Source organism: Caulobacter sp. FG121, from assembly GCF_057809815.1.
Map to the genome: position 1 here is coordinate 714,926 of NZ_JBMDKR010000001.1, position 18,899 is coordinate 733,824.

The 18,899-nt window shown below is 66.9% G+C and carries 17 protein-coding genes; 6 read left to right on the forward strand and 11 right to left on the reverse strand.

All coding sequences use genetic code 11. The features are described from left to right. Window positions 1-72: 72 nt before the first annotated feature. From deoD to ubiT, 6 genes are all read right to left on the reverse strand, one after another. Window positions 73-780 (reverse strand): purine-nucleoside phosphorylase, encoded by a 708-nt coding sequence (gene deoD, locus ACODSL_RS03770; protein ID WP_488899293.1) that lies wholly within the window; start codon window positions 778-780, stop codon window positions 73-75. Continuing rightward, on the reverse strand, window positions 777-2,000 hold the full coding sequence (locus ACODSL_RS03775; protein ID WP_488899294.1) for a phosphopentomutase: 1,224 nt from the start codon (window positions 1,998-2,000) through the stop codon (window positions 777-779). The genes deoD and ACODSL_RS03775 overlap by 4 nt, the downstream gene beginning before the upstream one ends. Before the next feature lie 96 nt (window positions 2,001-2,096). Next, window positions 2,097-3,800, reverse strand: a complete 1,704-nt coding sequence (locus ACODSL_RS03780) for a thiamine pyrophosphate-binding protein (protein WP_488899295.1) — start codon at window positions 3,798-3,800, stop codon at window positions 2,097-2,099. 132 nt (window positions 3,801-3,932) lie between these two features. Further along, on the reverse strand, window positions 3,933-4,838 hold the full coding sequence (gene ubiV, locus ACODSL_RS03785) for a ubiquinone anaerobic biosynthesis protein UbiV (RefSeq protein WP_488899296.1): 906 nt from the start codon (window positions 4,836-4,838) through the stop codon (window positions 3,933-3,935). After that, entirely contained in the window at window positions 4,835-5,785 is a 951-nt protein-coding gene (ubiU, locus tag ACODSL_RS03790; protein ID WP_488899297.1) for a ubiquinone anaerobic biosynthesis protein UbiU, read from the reverse strand. The genes ubiV and ubiU overlap by 4 nt, the downstream gene beginning before the upstream one ends. A 45-nt stretch (window positions 5,786-5,830) precedes the next feature. Continuing rightward, the gene (ubiT, locus tag ACODSL_RS03795) at window positions 5,831-6,304 is read right to left on the reverse strand and encodes a ubiquinone anaerobic biosynthesis accessory factor UbiT (RefSeq protein ID WP_488899298.1); all 474 of its coding nucleotides are present in this window, start codon (window positions 6,302-6,304) and stop codon (window positions 5,831-5,833) included. 266 nt (window positions 6,305-6,570) lie between these two features. Here ubiT and ACODSL_RS03800 point away from each other — a divergent pair, with 266 nt between their 5' ends. After that, the gene (locus tag ACODSL_RS03800) at window positions 6,571-8,364 is read left to right on the forward strand and encodes a pyridoxal phosphate-dependent decarboxylase family protein (protein WP_488899299.1); all 1,794 of its coding nucleotides are present in this window, start codon (window positions 6,571-6,573) and stop codon (window positions 8,362-8,364) included. Between the two features lie 71 nt (window positions 8,365-8,435). On the opposite strand, the gene ACODSL_RS03805 is transcribed toward ACODSL_RS03800, so the two are convergent. Then, window positions 8,436-9,014: a DUF2478 domain-containing protein gene (locus ACODSL_RS03805; RefSeq protein WP_488899300.1), complete on the reverse strand. Its 579-nt coding sequence runs from the start codon at window positions 9,012-9,014 to the stop codon at window positions 8,436-8,438. 60 nt (window positions 9,015-9,074) lie between these two features. Beyond that, entirely contained in the window at window positions 9,075-9,725 is a 651-nt protein-coding gene (locus ACODSL_RS03810) for a TetR/AcrR family transcriptional regulator (RefSeq protein WP_488899301.1), read from the reverse strand. Between the two features lie 123 nt (window positions 9,726-9,848). Between ACODSL_RS03810 and ACODSL_RS03815 the strand changes: the two genes are divergently transcribed. The 5 genes from ACODSL_RS03815 (at window position 9,849) to ftrB (ending at window position 15,924) form a co-directional block, all read left to right on the forward strand. Then, on the forward strand, window positions 9,849-12,788 hold the full coding sequence (locus ACODSL_RS03815) for a molybdopterin-dependent oxidoreductase (protein ID WP_488899302.1): 2,940 nt from the start codon (window positions 9,849-9,851) through the stop codon (window positions 12,786-12,788). Continuing rightward, complete coding sequence (locus tag ACODSL_RS03820; RefSeq protein WP_488899303.1) at window positions 12,785-13,825, forward strand: 4Fe-4S dicluster domain-containing protein; 1,041 nt, start codon at window positions 12,785-12,787, stop codon at window positions 13,823-13,825. The genes ACODSL_RS03815 and ACODSL_RS03820 overlap by 4 nt, the downstream gene beginning before the upstream one ends. Further along, on the forward strand, window positions 13,822-14,373 hold the full coding sequence (locus ACODSL_RS03825) for a DOMON domain-containing protein (protein WP_488899304.1): 552 nt from the start codon (window positions 13,822-13,824) through the stop codon (window positions 14,371-14,373). The genes ACODSL_RS03820 and ACODSL_RS03825 overlap by 4 nt, the downstream gene beginning before the upstream one ends. Beyond that, complete coding sequence (locus tag ACODSL_RS03830) at window positions 14,370-14,855, forward strand: molecular chaperone TorD family protein (RefSeq protein ID WP_488899305.1); 486 nt, start codon at window positions 14,370-14,372, stop codon at window positions 14,853-14,855. The genes ACODSL_RS03825 and ACODSL_RS03830 overlap by 4 nt, the downstream gene beginning before the upstream one ends. A gap of 355 nt (window positions 14,856-15,210) precedes the next feature. Continuing rightward, a complete protein-coding gene (gene ftrB / locus ACODSL_RS03835) occupies window positions 15,211-15,924 on the forward strand; it encodes a transcriptional activator FtrB (protein WP_488899306.1) in 714 nt (237 codons plus the stop codon). 75 nt (window positions 15,925-15,999) lie between these two features. On the opposite strand, the gene ACODSL_RS03840 is transcribed toward ftrB, so the two are convergent. Genes ACODSL_RS03840 through ACODSL_RS03850 form a run of 3 tightly spaced genes read right to left on the reverse strand, consistent with a single transcriptional unit; the run spans window position 16,000 to window position 18,899 of the window. Further along, on the reverse strand, window positions 16,000-16,341 hold the full coding sequence (locus ACODSL_RS03840) for a 4Fe-4S dicluster domain-containing protein (protein WP_488899307.1): 342 nt from the start codon (window positions 16,339-16,341) through the stop codon (window positions 16,000-16,002). 11 nt (window positions 16,342-16,352) lie between these two features. After that, window positions 16,353-17,186: a nitroreductase family protein gene (locus ACODSL_RS03845; protein ID WP_488899308.1), complete on the reverse strand. Its 834-nt coding sequence runs from the start codon at window positions 17,184-17,186 to the stop codon at window positions 16,353-16,355. Window positions 17,187-17,222: 36 nt separating this feature from the next. After that, window positions 17,223-18,899 carry an AMP-binding protein gene (locus ACODSL_RS03850; protein ID WP_488899309.1) on the reverse strand — a complete coding sequence of 559 codons (1,677 nt, stop codon included), beginning with the start codon at window positions 18,897-18,899 and terminating at the stop codon, window positions 17,223-17,225.

An 18,899-nucleotide genomic window follows, 5' to 3' on the forward strand; every position in this document is an offset into this window, starting at 1 on the left:
TTTGCCGGCCTTCGACCTTGTCATGAATCAAGCGAGATGGGCCCGACGCCGATGGGGCCTTCCATCCGGTGGTCAGGCACACAGCGCGTCGAGTGTCAGTTCGATCATGGCGTCGACGCCGGTCTGCCGCTGGTGGACATCCATGTGCGCGTCGCGGCGCAGGTGGTCCGACACGGTCAGCACGGCCAGCGCCTGGGCGCCGAACTCGGCGGCCAGACCGTAGAGGCCGGCCGCTTCCATCTCCACGGCCAGAATTCCCATTGCCGCGAGCCTGTCGGAGATGTTCGGGTTCGGGGAGTAGAACAGGTCGGTGGAGAAGACATTGCCGACATGCACGGGAACCCCGGCGCGTTCGGCCTGATCGGCCACCTGGCGCAGCAGCGGATAGCTGGCGCCGGCGGCGAAATCCATCCCGGCGAAACGCAGCCGGTTGACGTTGGAGTCCGTGCTGGCCGACAGCGCCAGCACCAGGTCGCCGAGCGCGAGGTCGTCGCTCACCGCCCCGCAGGTGCCCACGCGCACGATGCGTTTTACGCCGTAATGACGAATGAGCTCGGTCGCGTAGATCGAGCTGGAGGCGATGCCCATTCCCGAGCCCATGACTGAAACGCGCCGGCCGCGATAGTCGCCGGTGTAGCCGAACATGTTGCGCGCCGAGGTCACCTGCGCCGCGTCGGTCAGGAACCGCCGGGCGATGTGCTGAGCGCGGAGCGGATCGCCGGGAAACAGCACGGTGGCCGCGAAGGCGCCGTCGGAAGCGTCGATGTGAGGCGTGCTCATGGGCGCTCCAGAAGCGAGCGGCCATGCCGCAAAGGCGAAAGGCCAAAGTGCTGCGCGAGGCTCTGGCCGATATCGGCGAAGCTGTCGCGAATGCCGATGCCGCCGGGCGGGACGCCGGCGCCGCAGGCGAGGATCGGCACATGTTCGCGGGTGTGATCGCTGCCCGGCCAGGTGGGGTCGTTGCCGTGGTCGGCGCTGAGGATCAGCAGGTCGTCCGCCGCCAGCGCCGCCAGCAGCTCGGGGATGCGCCGGTCGAAATATTCCAGCGCGGCGGCATAGCCGGCGACATCGCGGCGATGGCCGTACTCGGAATCGAAGTCGACGAAGTTGGTGAACACCAAGCCGCGGTCGGCGCAGTTCGTCAGTGTCCGTAGCGTGGCGTCGAACAGGCCGTCGATACCATGCGCCTTGACCGCGTGCGAAATGCCGCGGTGAGCGAAAATGTCGGGAATTTTGCCGATGCCGTGCACCGCGCCTCCGGCTTCACATAACCGATCCAGCAGCGTCGGCGACGGCGGCGGCGCCGAATAGTCGCGGCGATTGTGACTGCGCCGAAAACTGCCTGCGTCATGGCCCACGAAGGGCCGGGCAATCACCCGTCCGATACGATAGTCGTCCACCAACTCGCGGGCGATCTCGCACAGCCGGTACAATCGCTCCAGCCCGAACGCGGTTTCGTGCGCGGCGATCTGAAGGACTGAATCGGCGGAGGTGTAGACAATCGGCCTGCCGCTGAGGACATGCTCTTCGCCAAGCTCGGCGATGATCGTGGTGCCCGGCGCGTGGCGGTTTCCGAGCCAGCCGGGAATGCCCGCGCGCGCCGCCAGAGCGTCGAGCAGTTGGGCGGGCGCGCTGTTTTCCCGTTCGCGGAAATAGCCCCACTCCTCCAGCATCGGCACACCCATCATTTCCCAATGACCGGATGTGGTGTCCTTGCCCGTCGATAGTTCACGCGCCGCGCCCCAGGCGCCGATGGCGCGGATATCGGAGGCGAAGCCCGCCGGCAGGTCGCCGCTGCCCAGTCGCGCGGCCAGACCCAGGCCGAGCCGCTCCAGGTTCGGAGTCCGCAGGGGTCCACGGCGATCGACGTCGGCGCGGCCCTGCGCGCACCGCGCGGCGATATGACCCAGAGTATCGGCGCCCACGTCGTCAAACTGCGCGGCGTCCGGCAAGGCGCCAACGCCGAGCGAATCGAGGATCAGCAATACGGCTCGTGGCATGGACGTCCCGGTTGCGACAGCGGCACTGGCCGGAGAATGGATATTGCCAAGTGTACCGATACGGGACCACCTCGGCGACCCGGTCGATGCGCCACCTCAATAGCCGCCATCACCGTACCAGGACGCGAACTCGTCGAAGCCGGGAACTTCCGTGGCGTTGGCCAGGGCGTCGATCGGAACCTGAACGACCGCGGGCCGGCCGCTCTTGAGCGCGCGTTCAACCGCCGGTCCGATGTCCTCGGCCCGCTCGACGAATTCGCCGTAGGCGCCGAAGCCTTCGGCGACCTTGTCCAGCCGCACCTGGTCGCCCCAGTGAGCCTCGGTCTCGGGCGACTGTGGCCCGAAGGCGCCCCTGTAGACGGCGACCTCAAGGCCCCAGGAATAGTCGCAACCGACGATGCAGACGATCGGCAGCTGCTTCCGAACCGCCGTCTCAAGCTCCGATATGTGGAACAGGAACGAGGAATCGCCGGTGATCAACACCACGCGCCGCCGGTCGCCGACCGCGATCTGGGCGCCGATCGCGTGAGGCAGACCCGTACCCAAGTGTCCGAAGTTCTGGCACCATAGCAGATCCTTCGGTGCGATCTGGCCGTAGGCGCCGGTGAAGATGCTGACCGAGCCGCCGTCGCGAACGATCACCGCATCCTCGGGAAGTCCCCGGGTCGCCTCGATGGCGAACCGCGCCGGATGAATCGGCGAGGATGTCGAGGGCGCCGACGCCAGGAGCAGCGCCTTGAAGTCGCGGAACGCCGCCTCCGCGGCGAGAAGCGCGGGCGATGGCTTGCGGTTCAGCGCCCGGACCGGCGCGACCAGTTGCGGAACGACATCGCGCAGGTCGCCCACCAGAGGCGCGTCGATCGGCCGGTTGACGCCGATCGCCAGCGGGTCCCGCTCGATATAGATCCATTTGCGCGCCGTATCGCCCCTGGCCCAGTGGCGGCCGACGCCGTAGTGGACCGGCTCGCCGATCTCGGTGCCGACGGCGATGACCAGGTCGGCGCGCGCGACCGCTTCCACCCCCATGGGCGAGGCGTAGGGAAAGGTCCTGTGTTCAAGGCCCGGCAGCACCGCAGCGCCGCCCGGGGTCTGGATGACCGGGCATTCAAGAACCCTCGCCAGCTCGGCCACCGCGTCATGCGCGCGGGAAACGAACACCCCCTGCCCGACCAGCAGGATTGGCGAGGTCGCCGCCCGTATCAGCGAGACCGCTTCGGCGAGCCGGCTGGGGTCCGCCGCCTGCCGGGTGAGGCGATAGCTGTCCGGCCTGGGCGCGTCACCCAGCTCCAGCGGAGTCTGCATCACGCTCATCGGATACTCAATGTAGACGGGGCCGGGTGTTCCGGACAGGGCGCGCCGGAAGGCCTCGTGGAAGATCTCGTCCACCTGCTCGGCGAACTCGATCACCCCGACATATTTCATCGCCTCCTCGAAATAGCGCGGCTGGCGGGTGTACTGAAAACGCCCCTTGCGGACGCGATGCTCGAAGACCCTTTGCCGCTGGCCGGCGATAAACAGGGTCGGGGTATTCTCCTTGGCCGCGCAGATGGCCCCGGCGACGAGATTGGCGACACCGGGTCCCTGATTGCCCACCACGACGCCCGGAATTCCGGTCACTCGCCACATGCCGTCGGCCATGAAGGCGCCGGCCTGTTCGTGGTGCGGTGCGATCACGCGCCAGCCGCGCGCTTCGGCGGCGATGAACATCGCCGCGAAACTGGGATCGGGGATGCCAAACAGGGTTTTGAGACCTTCAGCTTCCATCAGCTCAAGCATTCGGTCGTGCACAAACTGGGTCATGGGCCCTCCTCCGCTATCTGGTCGCCGCTTTTCCGCAGGTTTGAATCAGACGCCCTTAAGGGGGGTGCGGCATTGATCTGACGCCGATGCCGGCGGCGTCGGAGATCAGCGGCTTCACCCAGGCATCGCCCGTCATCCTTCCGCCGCCTGCAAGCCCGCGCCGCCGCGCAGATAGCCGCTGACCAGCGCGCCAGGCGGGCTGGTCTCGCGAACGGCGGCGCGCAGCTCGGCGGCGTCGGTCTCCCCATCGGCGAAGCGGCGGAAGGCGGCGGCTACGGCCGTCATGTCACAGCTGTGCGGCGACAGCCGCAGCGCCTGGACGCCGGCCTCGCGCAGCACCGCCGGCTCAAGATCAACGACCTGGACGCCATGGGAGAGGGTCTGCACGCCATTCACCGCCAGGAACGCCTGGCCATCGAGGGTCCGGACCGCCATGCCGTCGGGGTCCTGGTCGCAGACGTACTGACAGGCGTCCCGGTGACGGCCGTGCGCGCGGGCATGGTGACAGCGGCCTGACAGGGCCAGCGGTAACCGCCCGAAGGCGAACACCTCCAGTTCGAGGGTCGGGCAAGCCCTGGCAAGACTGGCGATGGAGGTCAGCGGCAGTTCGACGTTGGCGCACAGGCGAACGCAGCCCCGCGCCATGAGCTCGCGCGCGGCGCCCTCATTATAGACGTTCAGCAGGGGGCCGGCGACGAACGGGGCGCCCGGGGCGCGGTCGGCGAGGGCGGAGATGTCGTTGATCTCCACCAAGTCGTCCAGCGCCGCCAGAGTCCGCCCGGCCCTGCGCTCGCGCGGGTTCGTGGGCAGGCTCATGGATGACCAGACGACGGTCTTTCCGGCGGCGACGAGGCCTTCCGCCGACCGGGCCAGCGTCTCGGCGAGCAACGGGGCGCGTTTGCCGCAGACCACCTCGCCCAGATGGACGCGGTCGATGCAGGACGTCTCGGCGATGCCGGCATAGAAGGCCTCGACCCGCGACGCCGGCCAGTTGAACAGTAGCGGCCCAAGGGACAGTTCGATCGGCATGTCGCTCATCGCCAGGTCTTCCGGTAGGCGCCGGCGGTTTCACGGCCGCCTTCGGCCAGATCGGCGAGCTGGCGCTCGAAGCGCGTGGTGTCCTCGCCCCGGTCGAGGGCGTCGATCGCCGCGCGGAAGGCCGCCGCGACCCGGGCCACATAGGCCTTGCCCCGCTGGCGGCCCTCGACCTTGACCGCGCGCACGCCGGCCGACCGCAGAGCGGCGAGGAGGCTCATGGCGTTCAGGCTCACCGGCTCCTCGAACAGATAGTCGGTCTGTCCGAAAGCGTCGAAGCGGCCCTTGCACAGCGTCGGATAGCCGGCGCTGTCGCCCGGCCCGAGCCGATCGATGGCCAGCCCGCCCAGCCGGGTGGTGAGGGCCTGCGGCGACCGGTCGAAGGTCACCGCTTCCGGCGGCGAGCAAACGCCCGACAGATTGGGCGACCGACCCGTGACGTAGGAGGACAGCGCGCAGCGCCCCTCGGCCATGACGCAGAGGCCGCCGAAGACGAACGCCTCGATCTCGACCGGCGTCTCCTTGATCAGCGCGGCGATTTCCGGGGCGGACAGCACCCTGGGCAGGACCACCCGCTTTACGCCATAGGCCTCCGCGTAGAACCGGATGGCGTCCGGAGAATTGGCGGCGGCCTGGACGGAAAGATGCAGCCGCGCCCGCGGATGGGTGTCGCGCGCATAGGCCAGGACGCCTAGGTCGGCGGCGATGATCGCGTCCGCCGCCGCGGCGACGGCGGTGTCGACGGAGCGCTTCCAGAGGTCCGTCTGGCCGGCGCGGGCGAAGGTGTTGATGGCGACCAGCACCTTGGCGCCCCGCTCATGGGCCCACCGGGTCGCCTCGATCATCTCCGTTCGGTCGAAGTTCAGCCCTGGGAAGTTGCGCGCGTTGGTCTCGTCGCGGAGTCCGCAATAGACGCTGTCGGCGCCCGCCTCGATGGCGGCGCGCAGCATGGCGGGTGATCCCGCCGGACAGACCAGTTCAATGGAGCCCATCCCTCAGGCCCAACTGGACGCCGGGCGGCGGCGGGCGGCCCGCACCAGGCGAGCCAGAATGGCGTTGGCGACGTTATGCCCCGCCGGCAGCGGCAGTAGATCGACCAGACGCAGGTCGGCGGACTCCAGCGCGTTGTGCAGGGCCATGACCGCGCCGACATCGCCTTCGACCTGGATCGATCGGGCGAAAAAGGCCGCGTCCGCGTCCAGGGACCCGTCGAACAGAGCCAGCAGATCGGCCAGCGGCGCCGACACCCTGGCGACATAGGTCCCGGGCGTGTCCCGGCGGACGACCCGGACCGCGCCCTGTTCCGGATGCGGCGCCAGGACGAACGCCACCGGCATGTCCGCGGGTGAGAGCAGATAGGTCGACGCCTGATAGTCGCCCAACCGCCCGAAGGCGCCCGGACACCGCCGGGCGAGACTGCGGAGCGAGAGAGTCAGCAGGGCCTCGACCGGGCCGCGCAAGGCAAACATTGCGCTCGCCAGCACGCTATCGTTTGACCCGGGCTCACGGGCCGCGATGTACGGTCGAGTTCGTCTTCTGCGCATGCCCGCTCCTTGTCAGCCGAGGCTAGGCGGGCCCGCACGGCGCGCGAATGACGTCCGTCAGGTCGTGGGTTGACCCATTGACGGGCCGCTGACATCGACGCCGCAGGGCCAGGAGATCGGCAATTGACCTGTGACAATCGAGGCCGGCCTCGGTTCGGCTAGCGTCGCCGGTCCCCGTTCCTGGACCGGCCATGACCGAACTGACCCCTGCCGCCATCGTCGCGACCTACTTTCCCGGGCCACTGTCGGAGAACGAGGTCTGGGTGCGCGCTGAAGTCGAGGCGGTTCTCGATGGCTGGTTTGCCTGGCGCAAGGGACTGTTCGCGACAGACCCGACCATCGCGCCATTGCCCGGCCAGAGCGCGGAAGTCCCGCCGCGCGAACGTCAGCTGCTGTCGCGGCGGCTGAATGAGCTCTGCGACGCGTTGACGGCGGAAACGCCGAGCTACTCGCCCCGGTCCATGGGCCACATGAAGGCGGAACTGTCCCTGCCGGCGCTGCTGGGTTGGCTGGCCGCGACCCTGCACAACCCCAACAACACGACTCGGGAATCGAGCAAGGTCGGCACCCTCATCGAACGCGAGGCGATCGGCATGCTCGCCGACATGCTGGGCTATGATCGGGACCAGGCACAGGGGCATTTCACCTCCGGCGGCACCGTCGCCAACTTCGAGGCCGTCTGGCGGGCCCGCTACCGTCTGGACCATTGGCTGAGCCTGGCGCTGTTCGTCAGCGAGACAACCGGCGAGCCGCTTGATGTCTTCGCCGCCGCGCACATGGGCTGGGACCGCTTCCGTGCCCTGTGGGCCGCCCACGGACTGACCGACGATGTGCTGCGGCGCTACAGCGCCGTGGCCAGCAATCCGGCGGGCGTATTCCGCCGGATCAGCAAGGCGTCAGGTCGCGACTACCTCGGCCCGGTGGTCCTGGTTCCGGGCAACAAACACTACTCGTGGCGGAAGGCCGCCAGTATCTTTGGCCTGGGCGAGGAGTCATTCTGGAGCATCGCGCTCGACGACCAGGGACGACTGGACCTGACCGCGTTCGAGGATCTGGTCCTGAAGGCGGAGGCCGAGGGCAGGCCGGTGCTGATGGCGGTCAGCGTCGCCGGCACGACCGAGACTGGCGAGATCGATCCGATCGACGGCCTGCACGATCTGCTGGAGCGGTGGGAACAGGAGCGCGGCTGGCGCATCTGGCGTCATGTGGACGCGGCTTACGGCGGGTTCCTGTGCAGCCTCCTCGGCGGGGCGGACGAGGTTGTCCTCGGAGCAGGCCTCGTGCGTGCGCTGAAGGCCATCGGTCGCGCGGACTCCATCACCATCGATCCGCACAAGCTGGGCTACGTCCCCTATGCCTGCGGCGCGTTTCTGACCCGCGACGCCCGCCGCTACGTGGTCTCCGCGTTCGATGCTCCCTATCTCGACAGGCCAGAGCTCGGTCAGGACAAATGGTCGTCCACACTGGAGGGGTCACGCTCGGCCGGTGGCGCGGCGGCCGTCTGGCTGACCGGCAAGACCTTGGGATTCGGGCCAGATGGCCTCGGGGCGTTACTGGCGGAGACGGTACGCTCGCGCCGTCAGTTCCAGACGGCGGTCTCGCGAGCGCTGCCATTCGTGCGTTTCCTCAAGCCCAGCGACGCCAACATCGTCTGCTTCTCGGTGGCCGACGACGGCGAGGCGTTGTCATCCTCCAATCGGCGCACTGAAGCGTTGTTCCAGGCGTTCAGGACCTCCGAAGCCTTTGCCGTGTCGAGGACCAGGCTGGGCGCCGACTACGTCGCGCAGGTTGATCGTCACGTCGCCGCCTACGGCGGAGTAGCCGACGAAGAGAGCGTGACCATGATCCGCTGCGTGTTCATGAACCCCTACTGGGCCGCCCCCACACTCCGCGATCACCTCATTCCAGAGTTCATTGAACGCCTGAAGCGCTTCGCCGACGGCGACCTGCTGATGACCACGACCGATGGCAGACCGGACGACTGAATCTCCCCCGCATGGAAAGGGCGGCCAACGCCTGGGCAGGCAAAAGTCGGCAAGGGCGAGCTCGCGTCAACTCAAACTGCGGCATCGTGATCGCCCCCGCCTGGCGGGTCTCGGCCAACGGTTCGTCGGCACCAGGCGACGACGGCCTCCGGATCTGATTCAAGCTGGGTGAACTGGCCCCCGGCGAATTCGAGACAGGCGTCGAGATTGAGTCGGGAAACACCGAAAACCACCGGCGTGCCGGACAACAAGGCTTCGGTGATCGCCGAGCGAAGCCCCTGCCCCCGCGCTTCCTGCTTGCCGAACTTGTTGATGATCACCAGATCGACACCGGCCGACACCGCCTGTTCGACCCAGAACGCCGCGCGCGCCAGGGCGGCGAGATCAAGCCTGCACCCGCTCGCCCCGTCACCCTGATCATAGGAGATCAGCGCGGTCTCGCCACTCGACAGGTCCGTCAGCTGCATATCGCACTTGCGGCGGCCAGGCCGGGGAGGGTTCGACTGAACGACGCCACCGAGCCTGTATCCAAGCCGCGCCAGGGTCTGGGCGCATTGAGCCAGCAGTCCGTCGATATCCAGGTCGTCATCGTAGACCAGCACGCCGAGCGGCAGGGCGCGGATCGCGCCCTGGGCTTCATCTGGCGTCATCACATCGACAGACCCCGCTACCATTGAACGCCCCCGCGTGCTCGTTCACAGACCATTTGATCAGGCTCCGCCCAGCAGTCGCTCGGTCGCGGCGACGATACTTTGCCTCGCCTGTTCAGGGGTGGCGATCTCTGGATCAACCAGCCAGATCAGGGTGTGGCCGGTGACGAGGCTCATCAAGATGGTCGCCAGCTTGCCCGCGTCGACATCGGCGGCGATCGAGCCATCCCGCTGACCGTCCAGCGCCTTCTGTCGCAAATGGGCGTGGAACTGGCGGTTGGCCGCGACGAAGGCACCGCGGATCTCGGGGATCACGCCGATCGATTCCGACATCAGCACGAAATAGGCGCGCACCGGCACCAGATCGTCCGTCATATGCGCCATGTAGTAGTCGACGGCGCTGAGGATCGCCGCCCGACCCGTCTGGTGATGCGCCGGGTTCTCGAATGTGGCCATGGCGAAGCCGCGGTGGAGAACTTCCACCAGCGCGGCGACCAGCCCTTCCTTGGATCCGAACCTCTGGGTGACCAAGCCACGGCTATAGCCCGCCCGCTGGCCAATCTGCTCCAGCGTCGTGGCGCCATAGCCCTGCTCCGACATCAGCGCCGCGGCCGACTCAAGCAGGGATTTCTCCGACTCCGCCCTGCGCTCGGCCTGCGAGCGCCGGGGACGGGGCGAAACGGTAGCGAGCATCGGGAGTGGCTTGTCCATACGCAATTCCCCTGTTACTTGTTACCATGATAGCAACTTACGTGCGGAAACGCCAGTTCCACGCCTCATTGTACCGCCCCGCGCCCAATGCGTCTTCGACCCCAGGTGGGAAGGATTCCAGGCATGACCACGACCAAGTTCGACCGACGCGTGTTCCTCAACCTTTCGGGCCTGACGGCCCTGTCGGTTGGGCTGCCTTCCTGCCATCTGAAACCCTCGACGCCCGCCGCCGGCGACGCGGGGGCCAAACTGGGGTCCTGGGAGGATCTCTACCGTCAGCGCTGGACCTGGGACAGCGTGACCAAGGGCTCCCACGGCTGGTTGAACTGCCGCAGCGCCTGCAACTGGGACCTCTACGTCAAGGACGGCGTCGTCGTCCGTGAAGAGCAGACGGCCAATTACGAGGCTTCCGAGGACGGCGTCCCCGACTTCAACCCGCGCGGCTGCCAGAAGGGCGGCTGCTACACGGAAGTCATGTACGGCCCGACCCGGCTGACCGTGCCGATGAAGCGGGCCGGCGCCCGGGGCGAGGGGAAATGGCGGCGGATCTCGTGGGATCAGGCGATCCACGAAATCGCGGAAAAGCTGGTGAACATCGCCGAAAAGGATGGCCCGGAGACCATCGTCCAGGACCTCGGCCCGCATTTCGACTACGGCGCGACCACCGTTGCCCGGAACCGCTTCTTCGGATTGATGGGCGCCGCGATGCCCGACGACTGGGCCGAGATTGGCGATCTCAACATGGGCGCCACCCTGACCCTGGGCATGCCCCACATCGGCGGGTCGAGCGACGAGTGGTTCCTGTCGGACTTCCTCGTGGTCTGGATGATGAACCCGTCCGTGACCCAGATTCCCGACGCGCATTTCCTCTTCGAGGCGCGCTACAACGGCGCCCAGCTCACCGTCATCGACCCGATCTACAGCGCCACCGCGATCCATGCCGATCACTGGCTGCCGCTGAAGCCGGGCACCGACGCGGGTCTGGGTCTGGCCACGGCGCGGCACATCTGGGCGACCGGCCGCATCGACCTCGACTATGTCCGCGAGCAGACCGACTTCCCCATCCTGGTGCGCCTGGATACCGGCCGGTTCCTGCGTCAGAGCGATCTGGAGGAAGGCGGCAAGGACAACATTCTCTATATGTGGGACCCCAAGACGAAGGCGGCGGTTTCAGCCCCCGGCTGCGAAGGCGACCGCACGGCCAAGATCGGGCTTGGCGACCTGGTCCCGCCCATCGAGGGCCTCTTCGAGGTCCAGCTCAAGGGCGGTGCCAAGGTCCAGGTCGTTCCCGTCGGCGCCCTGGTCAAGGAACATCTGGCCCCCTGGACCTTCGAACGCGCGGCCGCCCTGACCGGCCTGGGCGTCGAAGCGGTCAGGACATTCGCGGAAGGCTTCGCGGCCGCCAAACGGCCAATGGTGCTGTCGAGCTGGGGATCGAACCGCTACCTGCACTCCGACCAGATGAACCGCGCGAAGCTGCTTTGCCTGTCGCTGAAGGGCGCGATCGGCAAGGAAAAGGGCGCCGGCTATCATTCCACCGGCTGGATCGGCATGAGCGGATTCAACGCGGCCGTCAGCGAAGGAACCTCCGGGTTCTTCGGCGGCGTGAAGACCTGGGCGGCGATCCTCGGCGACTCCTACACATTCGACCTCATCGTCGACAAGATCGCCGGGCGAAAGTCCGCGGCCCAAGTGGAGCATCGCATCGCCAAGAGCGTCGTGTCCTCCGCGGCGACGCTGACCAACTCCGGCAGCCAGAACTACAATCACCAGGGCATCAAGGAGATCCTCGCCAAGGAGGAGGATCACCTCTACCCGCGGCCGCTCGCCGCCTATGTGGGGGAATCGCAGGACAAAGGCTGGGTGCCCGTCTGCCCGGCGCCGAACAAGCCGCCGCGCGCCTGGATCACCGGCGGCAGCAATGTGCTGCGGCGATCAAACATGCCGCAACGCTTCCTCGAACATGTCTGGCCGAAACTCGACCTGGTGGTCGACATCAACCAGAAGAACACCTTCACCGGTCTCCACGCTGACTACCTGCTTCCGGCCGCGGGCTACTATGAGAAGCCGGGCATCAAGTACGCCGTGGCCTATATCCCCTACCTGCAATATTGCGGCGCGGCGGTGAAACCCGTCGGGGAATCGAAGGACGAATGGGAGATCTTCTATCTCCTGGCGCTGGAAGTTCAGCGCATCGCCAAAAAGCGTCGGACGCGCGCCCTGTCAGGGTGCGGCGGCAAGGCCGTCGACCTGCGGACCATCGGCGATCGCTTCACCTCCGGCGGCAAGCACGGCCCGCATGACGCCGGAAAGGTCACCGACTCCATTATCAGGAAGAGTTCCTCGACCAAAGGCGTGAAGCTGAAGGCCCTGAAGAAGAACGGCATCGCCAAATTCGAAAATTCCGGCGGCACGGGCATTCAGGAGAATCTCTACAACTCGGACTGGGACGGCGAGGGCATCCTCCAGGCGTTGACCGATTTCGTGCGGCACAAGGCGTCCTACATGACCCTGACCGGTCGCCAGCAGTACTACATCGATCACCCCTGGTTCCTCGAAGCGGGCGAGGCTCTGCCCACCCATATCGACAGCCCCAAGGCCGGCGGCGACCACCCCTTCCAGATGGTGTCCTGCCATTCGCGCTGGAGCATCCACAGCGTCTGGCGCGACACGCCCATGCTGCTGCGGCTTCAGCGGGGCGAGCCGCAACTCTATCTCAATCCCGCCGACGCCAAGGCCATCGGCGTCAGGGATGGCGCCTGGGGCGAGATCAGCAACGACTACGGCAAAATCCGTATGCGGATCAAATACTCGACCATGGTTCGCCCCAAGGTCGCCTACTACTTCCACGCCTGGGAGCCGCACCAGTTCCCCGACCACCGCAGCTACAAGTTCCTGACCCCGGGACTGATGAACCCCTTGCACTTCGCCGGCGGCGAAGGCGGGCAGCTGGGCTTCTTCTTCGGCCACTTCGAGCCGGGAACTCATGTGCAGGACACGCGAGTCGCCATCGCGCCGTGGCGTGACGTTGAACCCACGCCCAGAAGGGAGACCGCGACGTGACCGCCAAAGCCTCGCCATCCGCCCGGCCTCCGCGCCAGCTCGCGATGGTTCTTGACCTCAACAAATGCCTCGGCTGCCAGACCTGCACTATCGCCTGCAAGAAGCTCTGGAACACCGATTCAGGCACCGCCTCCGCTTACTGGAACAACGTCGAAACCCGGCCGGGGAAGGGGTATCCGAAAGACTGGCGGGTGACCGGCGGGCGCACCGCGGACGGATCGGTCAAGCGGGGCGAGACCCCCGACCTCAAGACCGGCTACGGCGAGCCCTGGACCTTTAATCACCAGCGGGTGGTCAACTCGGACTCCAACAAGGGCAAGGAGTGGCTGCGCCCTGCGGAAGCTCCGGACTGGGGCCCCAACTGGGACGAGGACGAGGGCGCCGGCGAATACCCCGCCACCAACCACCACTTCTACCTGCCCCGGCTGTGCAATCACTGCACCCATCCGGCCTGCATGGACGCCTGCCCGAGGGGAGCGATCTACAAGCGCTCGGAGGACGGAATCGTCCTGGTCAACCAGGACCGGTGCCACGGCTATCGCTTCTGCGTCGAAGCCTGCCCCTACAAGAAGGTGTTCTTCGATCCGGAACGGTCGGTCTCGACCAAATGCATCTTCTGCCTGCCGCGGGTGGAGAAGGGCGTCGCGCCGGCCTGCGCGCGGCAGTGCCCCGGCCGCCTCCGCTTCGTCGGCTATCGCGACGATCCCGAAGGCCCGATCTGGAAGCTGGTCAACAAATGGAAGGTGGCCATTCCGCTGCACCCGGAATTCGGGCTGGAGCCCAACGTGTTCTACGTGCCCCCCGTCAGCCCGCCGAAGATCGGCCCCGGCGGCCGCGCCATGGCTGAGGACCGCATCCCGCTCGACTATCTCAAGAGCCTGTTCGGCGACGCGGTGGGGCCCGCGCTCGACGTGCTGCGCGCCGAACGGGCCAAGCGCAAACGGGGCGAGGCCAGCGAGCTCATGGAGCTGCTGATCGCCTACGACTGGAACAACAACTTCAAGCTCGACCATGGCGCGCGCGAGGTGTTCAAGTGAAACAGACGATCAAACTGGTCCGTGCACCGACGATGATCCAGCCCGGCGGCTATGTGCCTGCGGCCTATCCTGACGCCGGCCCCCCGCTCACCCCGAGCGCCATCCTCATGGTCGACCGGAACGGCGCCCGCGGCTGGATCGTGCATCTGGCCTGGCCCTGCGCCAAGCCGGTCGACGAGATCAAGTCAGACACCGACCGCTTCGCCGACGCCGCGGCGCTGCTCGCGCCCGTGCTGGAAGACACGCCGATGATTTCCATGGGCGCTCCGGACGTTCCGGTCGAGGGTGTGCTGTGGCGGGCGGACTGGGCCGCTCCGGTCAAGATTGTCGCCGAAGGCTTCGGGACAGTGGCGCGTCATCCGGCCCCGGCCGGCTGGAGTGCGCACGGAACCTGGAAGGACGGCGTCAGGACCGCCCGCTTCGAGATTCCGGACTGGCCCGCCCTGGCGGCCCGCAAGCTCCTGGGCATAGCCATCTGGCAGGGAGCGGGACGCGAACGCGCGGGGCTGAAGTCCGTCTGCGCCGACTGGATTCCGGTGACCGCATGACCAGGCTCGCCGTCTCGACCGAAAGCCTCGTCCTGATCGCTTGGGCGCGGGTGTGGAGCCCCATGGTCCCGGTGGAATGGTTCCAGGAGGCCTGGCAAGCCCTGCGGCTTCCGGACGACCCGGATCTGCGGGACATGGAATTCTGCAGTCTCTTCCATGTCGGGGTCCCGGCGCCGCGCGTCTCGCTGCTCCTGCACGCGACCCTGAACCAGCCCGGCGATGTCGTGCGGATGGACTGGATGCGGGTCATGTCGCACATGGCCCTCAAGCCGGGCGACCAGGTGTTGCCGCCCGATCACCTGGCGATCTGTTGCGAGATCTTCGCCCAGGCCGTCGCCCGGGGCGAGGACCTGATCGTCCACGAACTCCGCTCGCGCTACCTGCTGCCCTGGTGCGACGCTGCGGCGCGACGTCTGTCGGGCGAGGATCCGCGGTTCGGGGTGATCGTCGAGGGATTCCGCGAGGCGTTGGAAGCGGCCTGACTGGATAGGCCCTACCTGGCGCGTTGAACGGCCGATGACCCGTGGCGCTCACTGGCAAGGACAGCCATCTGGAATGGTCCGACGCCGGCGGCGCCCTTCGACGGGGGGTAACATCGCCAACGTTGCGCTGCGTGTCCGCCACCGCCCCGAAGCGCCGGGCTTCAAGAGTCCGCATGCCGAAAATCCATCGCCAGCCACGCCCGGCACGCTTCGGCCGGGGGTGGCGTAGGGTTGGCGTTCGACTGACAGCCCGCCTCGCCTTGACTTGATCGTTATCAAGCAGGCCTTGCCTGCTGGCCATTGAGTGATCCACATCAACACGAGAGCTCCGCCTGCACGATCGGGGAACGCGGGTATGTCCATGCGCAGCGTCGATATTGAGCGAGTGAGGGCCCTGGCGCTCTTTTCCGGAGCGGCGCCGGACACTTTCGACTCCCTGATCACGGGCGGGTTTCTGCAAAAGTTCCCCGCGGGCACGGCCCTGCTGATGGAGGGCGACCCCGTCGACTTCCTCTATGTCCTGGTTGACGGCCTCGCCGAGTTGCAGGGCACCTGGAACGCCAAGGAAACGACCATCGCCGTCCTGCGTCCGGTCTCGAGTTTCATTCTCGCCGCCGTGGTGCTCGATATCGACGCCTTGATGACGGCGCGCACGATCGAACGATCCGACATTCTGATGATCTCGGGTGAGGCGGTGCGCCGCGCGATGAAGGAGGACGCGGCGTTCGCCGTGGCCGTCGCCGAGGAGCTTTCGGGCTGCTATCGCGGCCTGGTCCGGACCGTGAAAAACCAGAAGCTGCGCGGCGCGTCGGAGCGTCTGGCCAACTATCTTCTCGCCGAGCAGATCAGCCAGGGCGGAGGCGCCACCCTGGTTCTTCCGCATGAGAAGCGTGTGCTGGCCTCGCTTCTCGGCATGACGCCGGAAAACCTCTCGCGGGCCTTCTTCAACCTGGCGGACTACGGTGTCGAGGTGAATGGCCCCGAGGTTTCGATCCACCGGCCCGCCGTTCTGGATCGTCTCGCCAAGCCGGACCGCCTGATCGACAGCCACCTGCGGCCGTCCACCTAGTGCGGTCAGCCTGACCGGCATGTGGGGCTTCCCGCGCCGTGAAGCCGCGGGACAGGAGCCTCGCGCCGACGCGGGTCAGAATTTTCGCGGCGGGGAGAAGGCGCCGATGGCCTTCTGTTCGTAATAGCCGGCGAAATCATAGGGCTCGGTGGCGTAGACCCCCCGTCCCGCGCACACGGCGTAGCAGTTGTTGCAGCTCATGCAGCCGGTGGCGTCGGCCTTGAGGCGGGCCTTGAGGTTGTCCTTCGGGCCGAACAGCTCAAGGAGATTGGCCGGGCAGACCACCACGCACAGCCTGCAGCCGTCGCACTTGTCCAGTTCGATCGTCACCCGATGATAGAGCGCCTCTCGCGGGTCGTCCCAGATGGGAAGATGGTCGGGGTCGACAATGGCCTTGGCCACGCTTTCGTCGGTCATGGCGCGATCTCCTAGTACAGGACCTGCTTTTCCCCGTCTTCCCACCAGGTGATCTGATGGGTCTGGCGAGCGATGGTCTGTTGGGTGGGGTTGCCGATCGGATAGCCGACGCAGATGGCCTCGGCGATTTCGAAGGGCGGGGCGACGCCCAGCTTTTCCAGAAGGGCGGCGTTGCTGCTCAACAGCCTGGAGAAGCCAACCCAGCAGGTTCCCAGGCCCAGGCTCTGGGCCGCGAGCACGATGTTGGTGCCCACGACGCCGACATCGACCTCGGGAACCCCCACGCCGCGCCGGTCCACCAGGATCAGGATCACGGTCGGCGCCTTGTGGAAGAGGGCGAACCGGCCGTTGGCGATCGCCTTGATGGCCGTCATGGGCACAGGGTGGAAGGTGTTCGGGCTCTGGCGATTGAGCTGCTGGGTATTCTGCAGGATGGCGGACCGCTGTTCCGTCCCGGGCGCATAGTTCGTGTAGTCGATGCTCGCCGTCATCCCCTTGCAGACCGCGACGCCGTACTGCTCCATCTCGGCGATCATCGCCTTGTCACGCACGACGACAAACGACCAGGGCTGGCAGTTGCCTTGGGAAGGCGCGAAACGCCCCATTTCCAGGATGCGCCGGATCATGTGGGCTGGCGGCTGGCGCCCCTTGAACTTGCGGATGCTCCGCCGGGTCAGGATGGCGTGCTCGACATCGTTCCAGTCGGCCCCCGGCTCGATATCGTGGATGGCCGAACGACGAAGGGCGGTGCGCTCGGACCGGGTCGTGTCCACCTCCAGGTCACAGTCAAGGTCCTCAAGGTCCTTGAGGTCTTCAAGATCTTCAAGGTCGAGTGTCTCGCTCATCGTCGATCTCCGCTGTCTGCCCCGGGAGGCGTCCGCCTAGGCCTGCGCGCTCCGAGGCCTGGTCATCTCCGCGCTCGCGATCCGGGCCGGATCGACCCTCGCCACACGGCCGTCCTGGAATTGGTAGACTTCCGCCCCGGGAGACCGCAGCGCCTCGACCAGGAAACGGTCCTGAGGTTTCTCGGACGCGGTCTTGGGAATCTCGTCGACCACCTGCAGGAAGCTCGGGATGAAGTTCGGCTCAAGCGAGCGGCGGCAGGCGGCGTAGAGGCTGGCCGGATCGAACCGCGAACGGTCGACCACCACGGCGGCGACGACCTCCTTCTCGCCCGGCGAGCCGTTGGATGAGGGGATCCCGTAGACATAGACGTCGGTGACCTGAGGATCCTCGGCCAGGGCCGCCTCGACGAAGCCGGGATTGATGAAGTCCCCGTTTCGCCGGATGCCGCCGCCCTTGCGATAGTCGAAGAACAGCCAGCCCTCGGCGTCACGATGGCAGATATCGCCGCTGCGCAGCCAGCCGCCGGCGGTCTTGCTGTCCGAAGCCTTCGGGTTGTTGAAATAGGTGACCACGGCGCTCTCGCCGGTCACCGCCCGGCTGATCAGTTCGCCCTGCACGCCGGGAGGGCATTCCTGGTCAGCCTCATCAACGATCCGCATCTCCAGGTTCGGCGGCGGCTTGCCGAAACTGCCGATGGGGCCGACGCCGATGGGCTTGAAGGCCATGCCCCCCTCGACCGCCCCGTAGGCTTCCAGGACCTTGACGTCGAAACGCCGCTCGAAGGCTTCCCAGATGGCCGCCGGCATGCCGGCGCTGAGGACAAAGCGCACCGGATTGTCGGCGTCGTCCGGCCTGGCCGGTTCGCTGTAGATGGCGGTGGCCATCCCGCCCAGCAGGTTGAAGAAGGTGCAGCCGTACTGGCGGGTGATGTCCCACAGCCGCGATTTGGTGAACTTGCGGCTGAACACCGCGCGCTGGCCAACGCGCAGGGCCGAGGCCAGGGTCATGAGCTGCGCGTTGCCGTGGGTGAGCGACAGTCCGGTATAGGGCCGCTCGTCGTCGGCTATGCCCAGCAGGGCCGACAGCATGGTCGCGCCGCCGTAGCGGGCGTTGCCGAATACCACCCCCTTTGGATCGCCGGTGGTGCCCGAGGTGTAGATGATCTGCATGGCATCGTCCGGGTGGCGCAGACGCATGTCGACCCAGGTCTGCGGACCGTCGAGCACTTCAAAAAGGCTGGTCGCGCCGGCGAGCCCGCCGATGGGCATGGCGCCGACCTCCTCGCCGGCATCAAGGACCCAGACCCAGTCCAGGGAGGGGATCTGTCCACGAACCTCGGCCACCTGGGCCAGGTTATAGTCGGCGCACACGATGCCGCGGCAGCCGGAATCGTTCAGCGTGTAGGCGAGCTTTTGTCCACGCGTGCGCGGATCGATCGGCACGAGCACCAGACCCGTCAGGGACGCGGCGGTCATCAGCTCGATGAACTGTGGATGGTTGCGCAGAAGGATAGCGAAGCGATCGCCATAGTCCATGCCGCGCGCGAGCAGGCCCGCGGCCAGGCGATTGGCATTGGCCCACAGCTGGGCGTAGGTGCGCACCTCCTCCACGCCCGTCTCGCCGGCCTCGAAGGTGACGACGTCGAGATCCGGCCTGGCCTCCGCCCGGGCCGCGATCAGGTCGGCCAGGACCATCTCGTTGAGGGTGCGCAT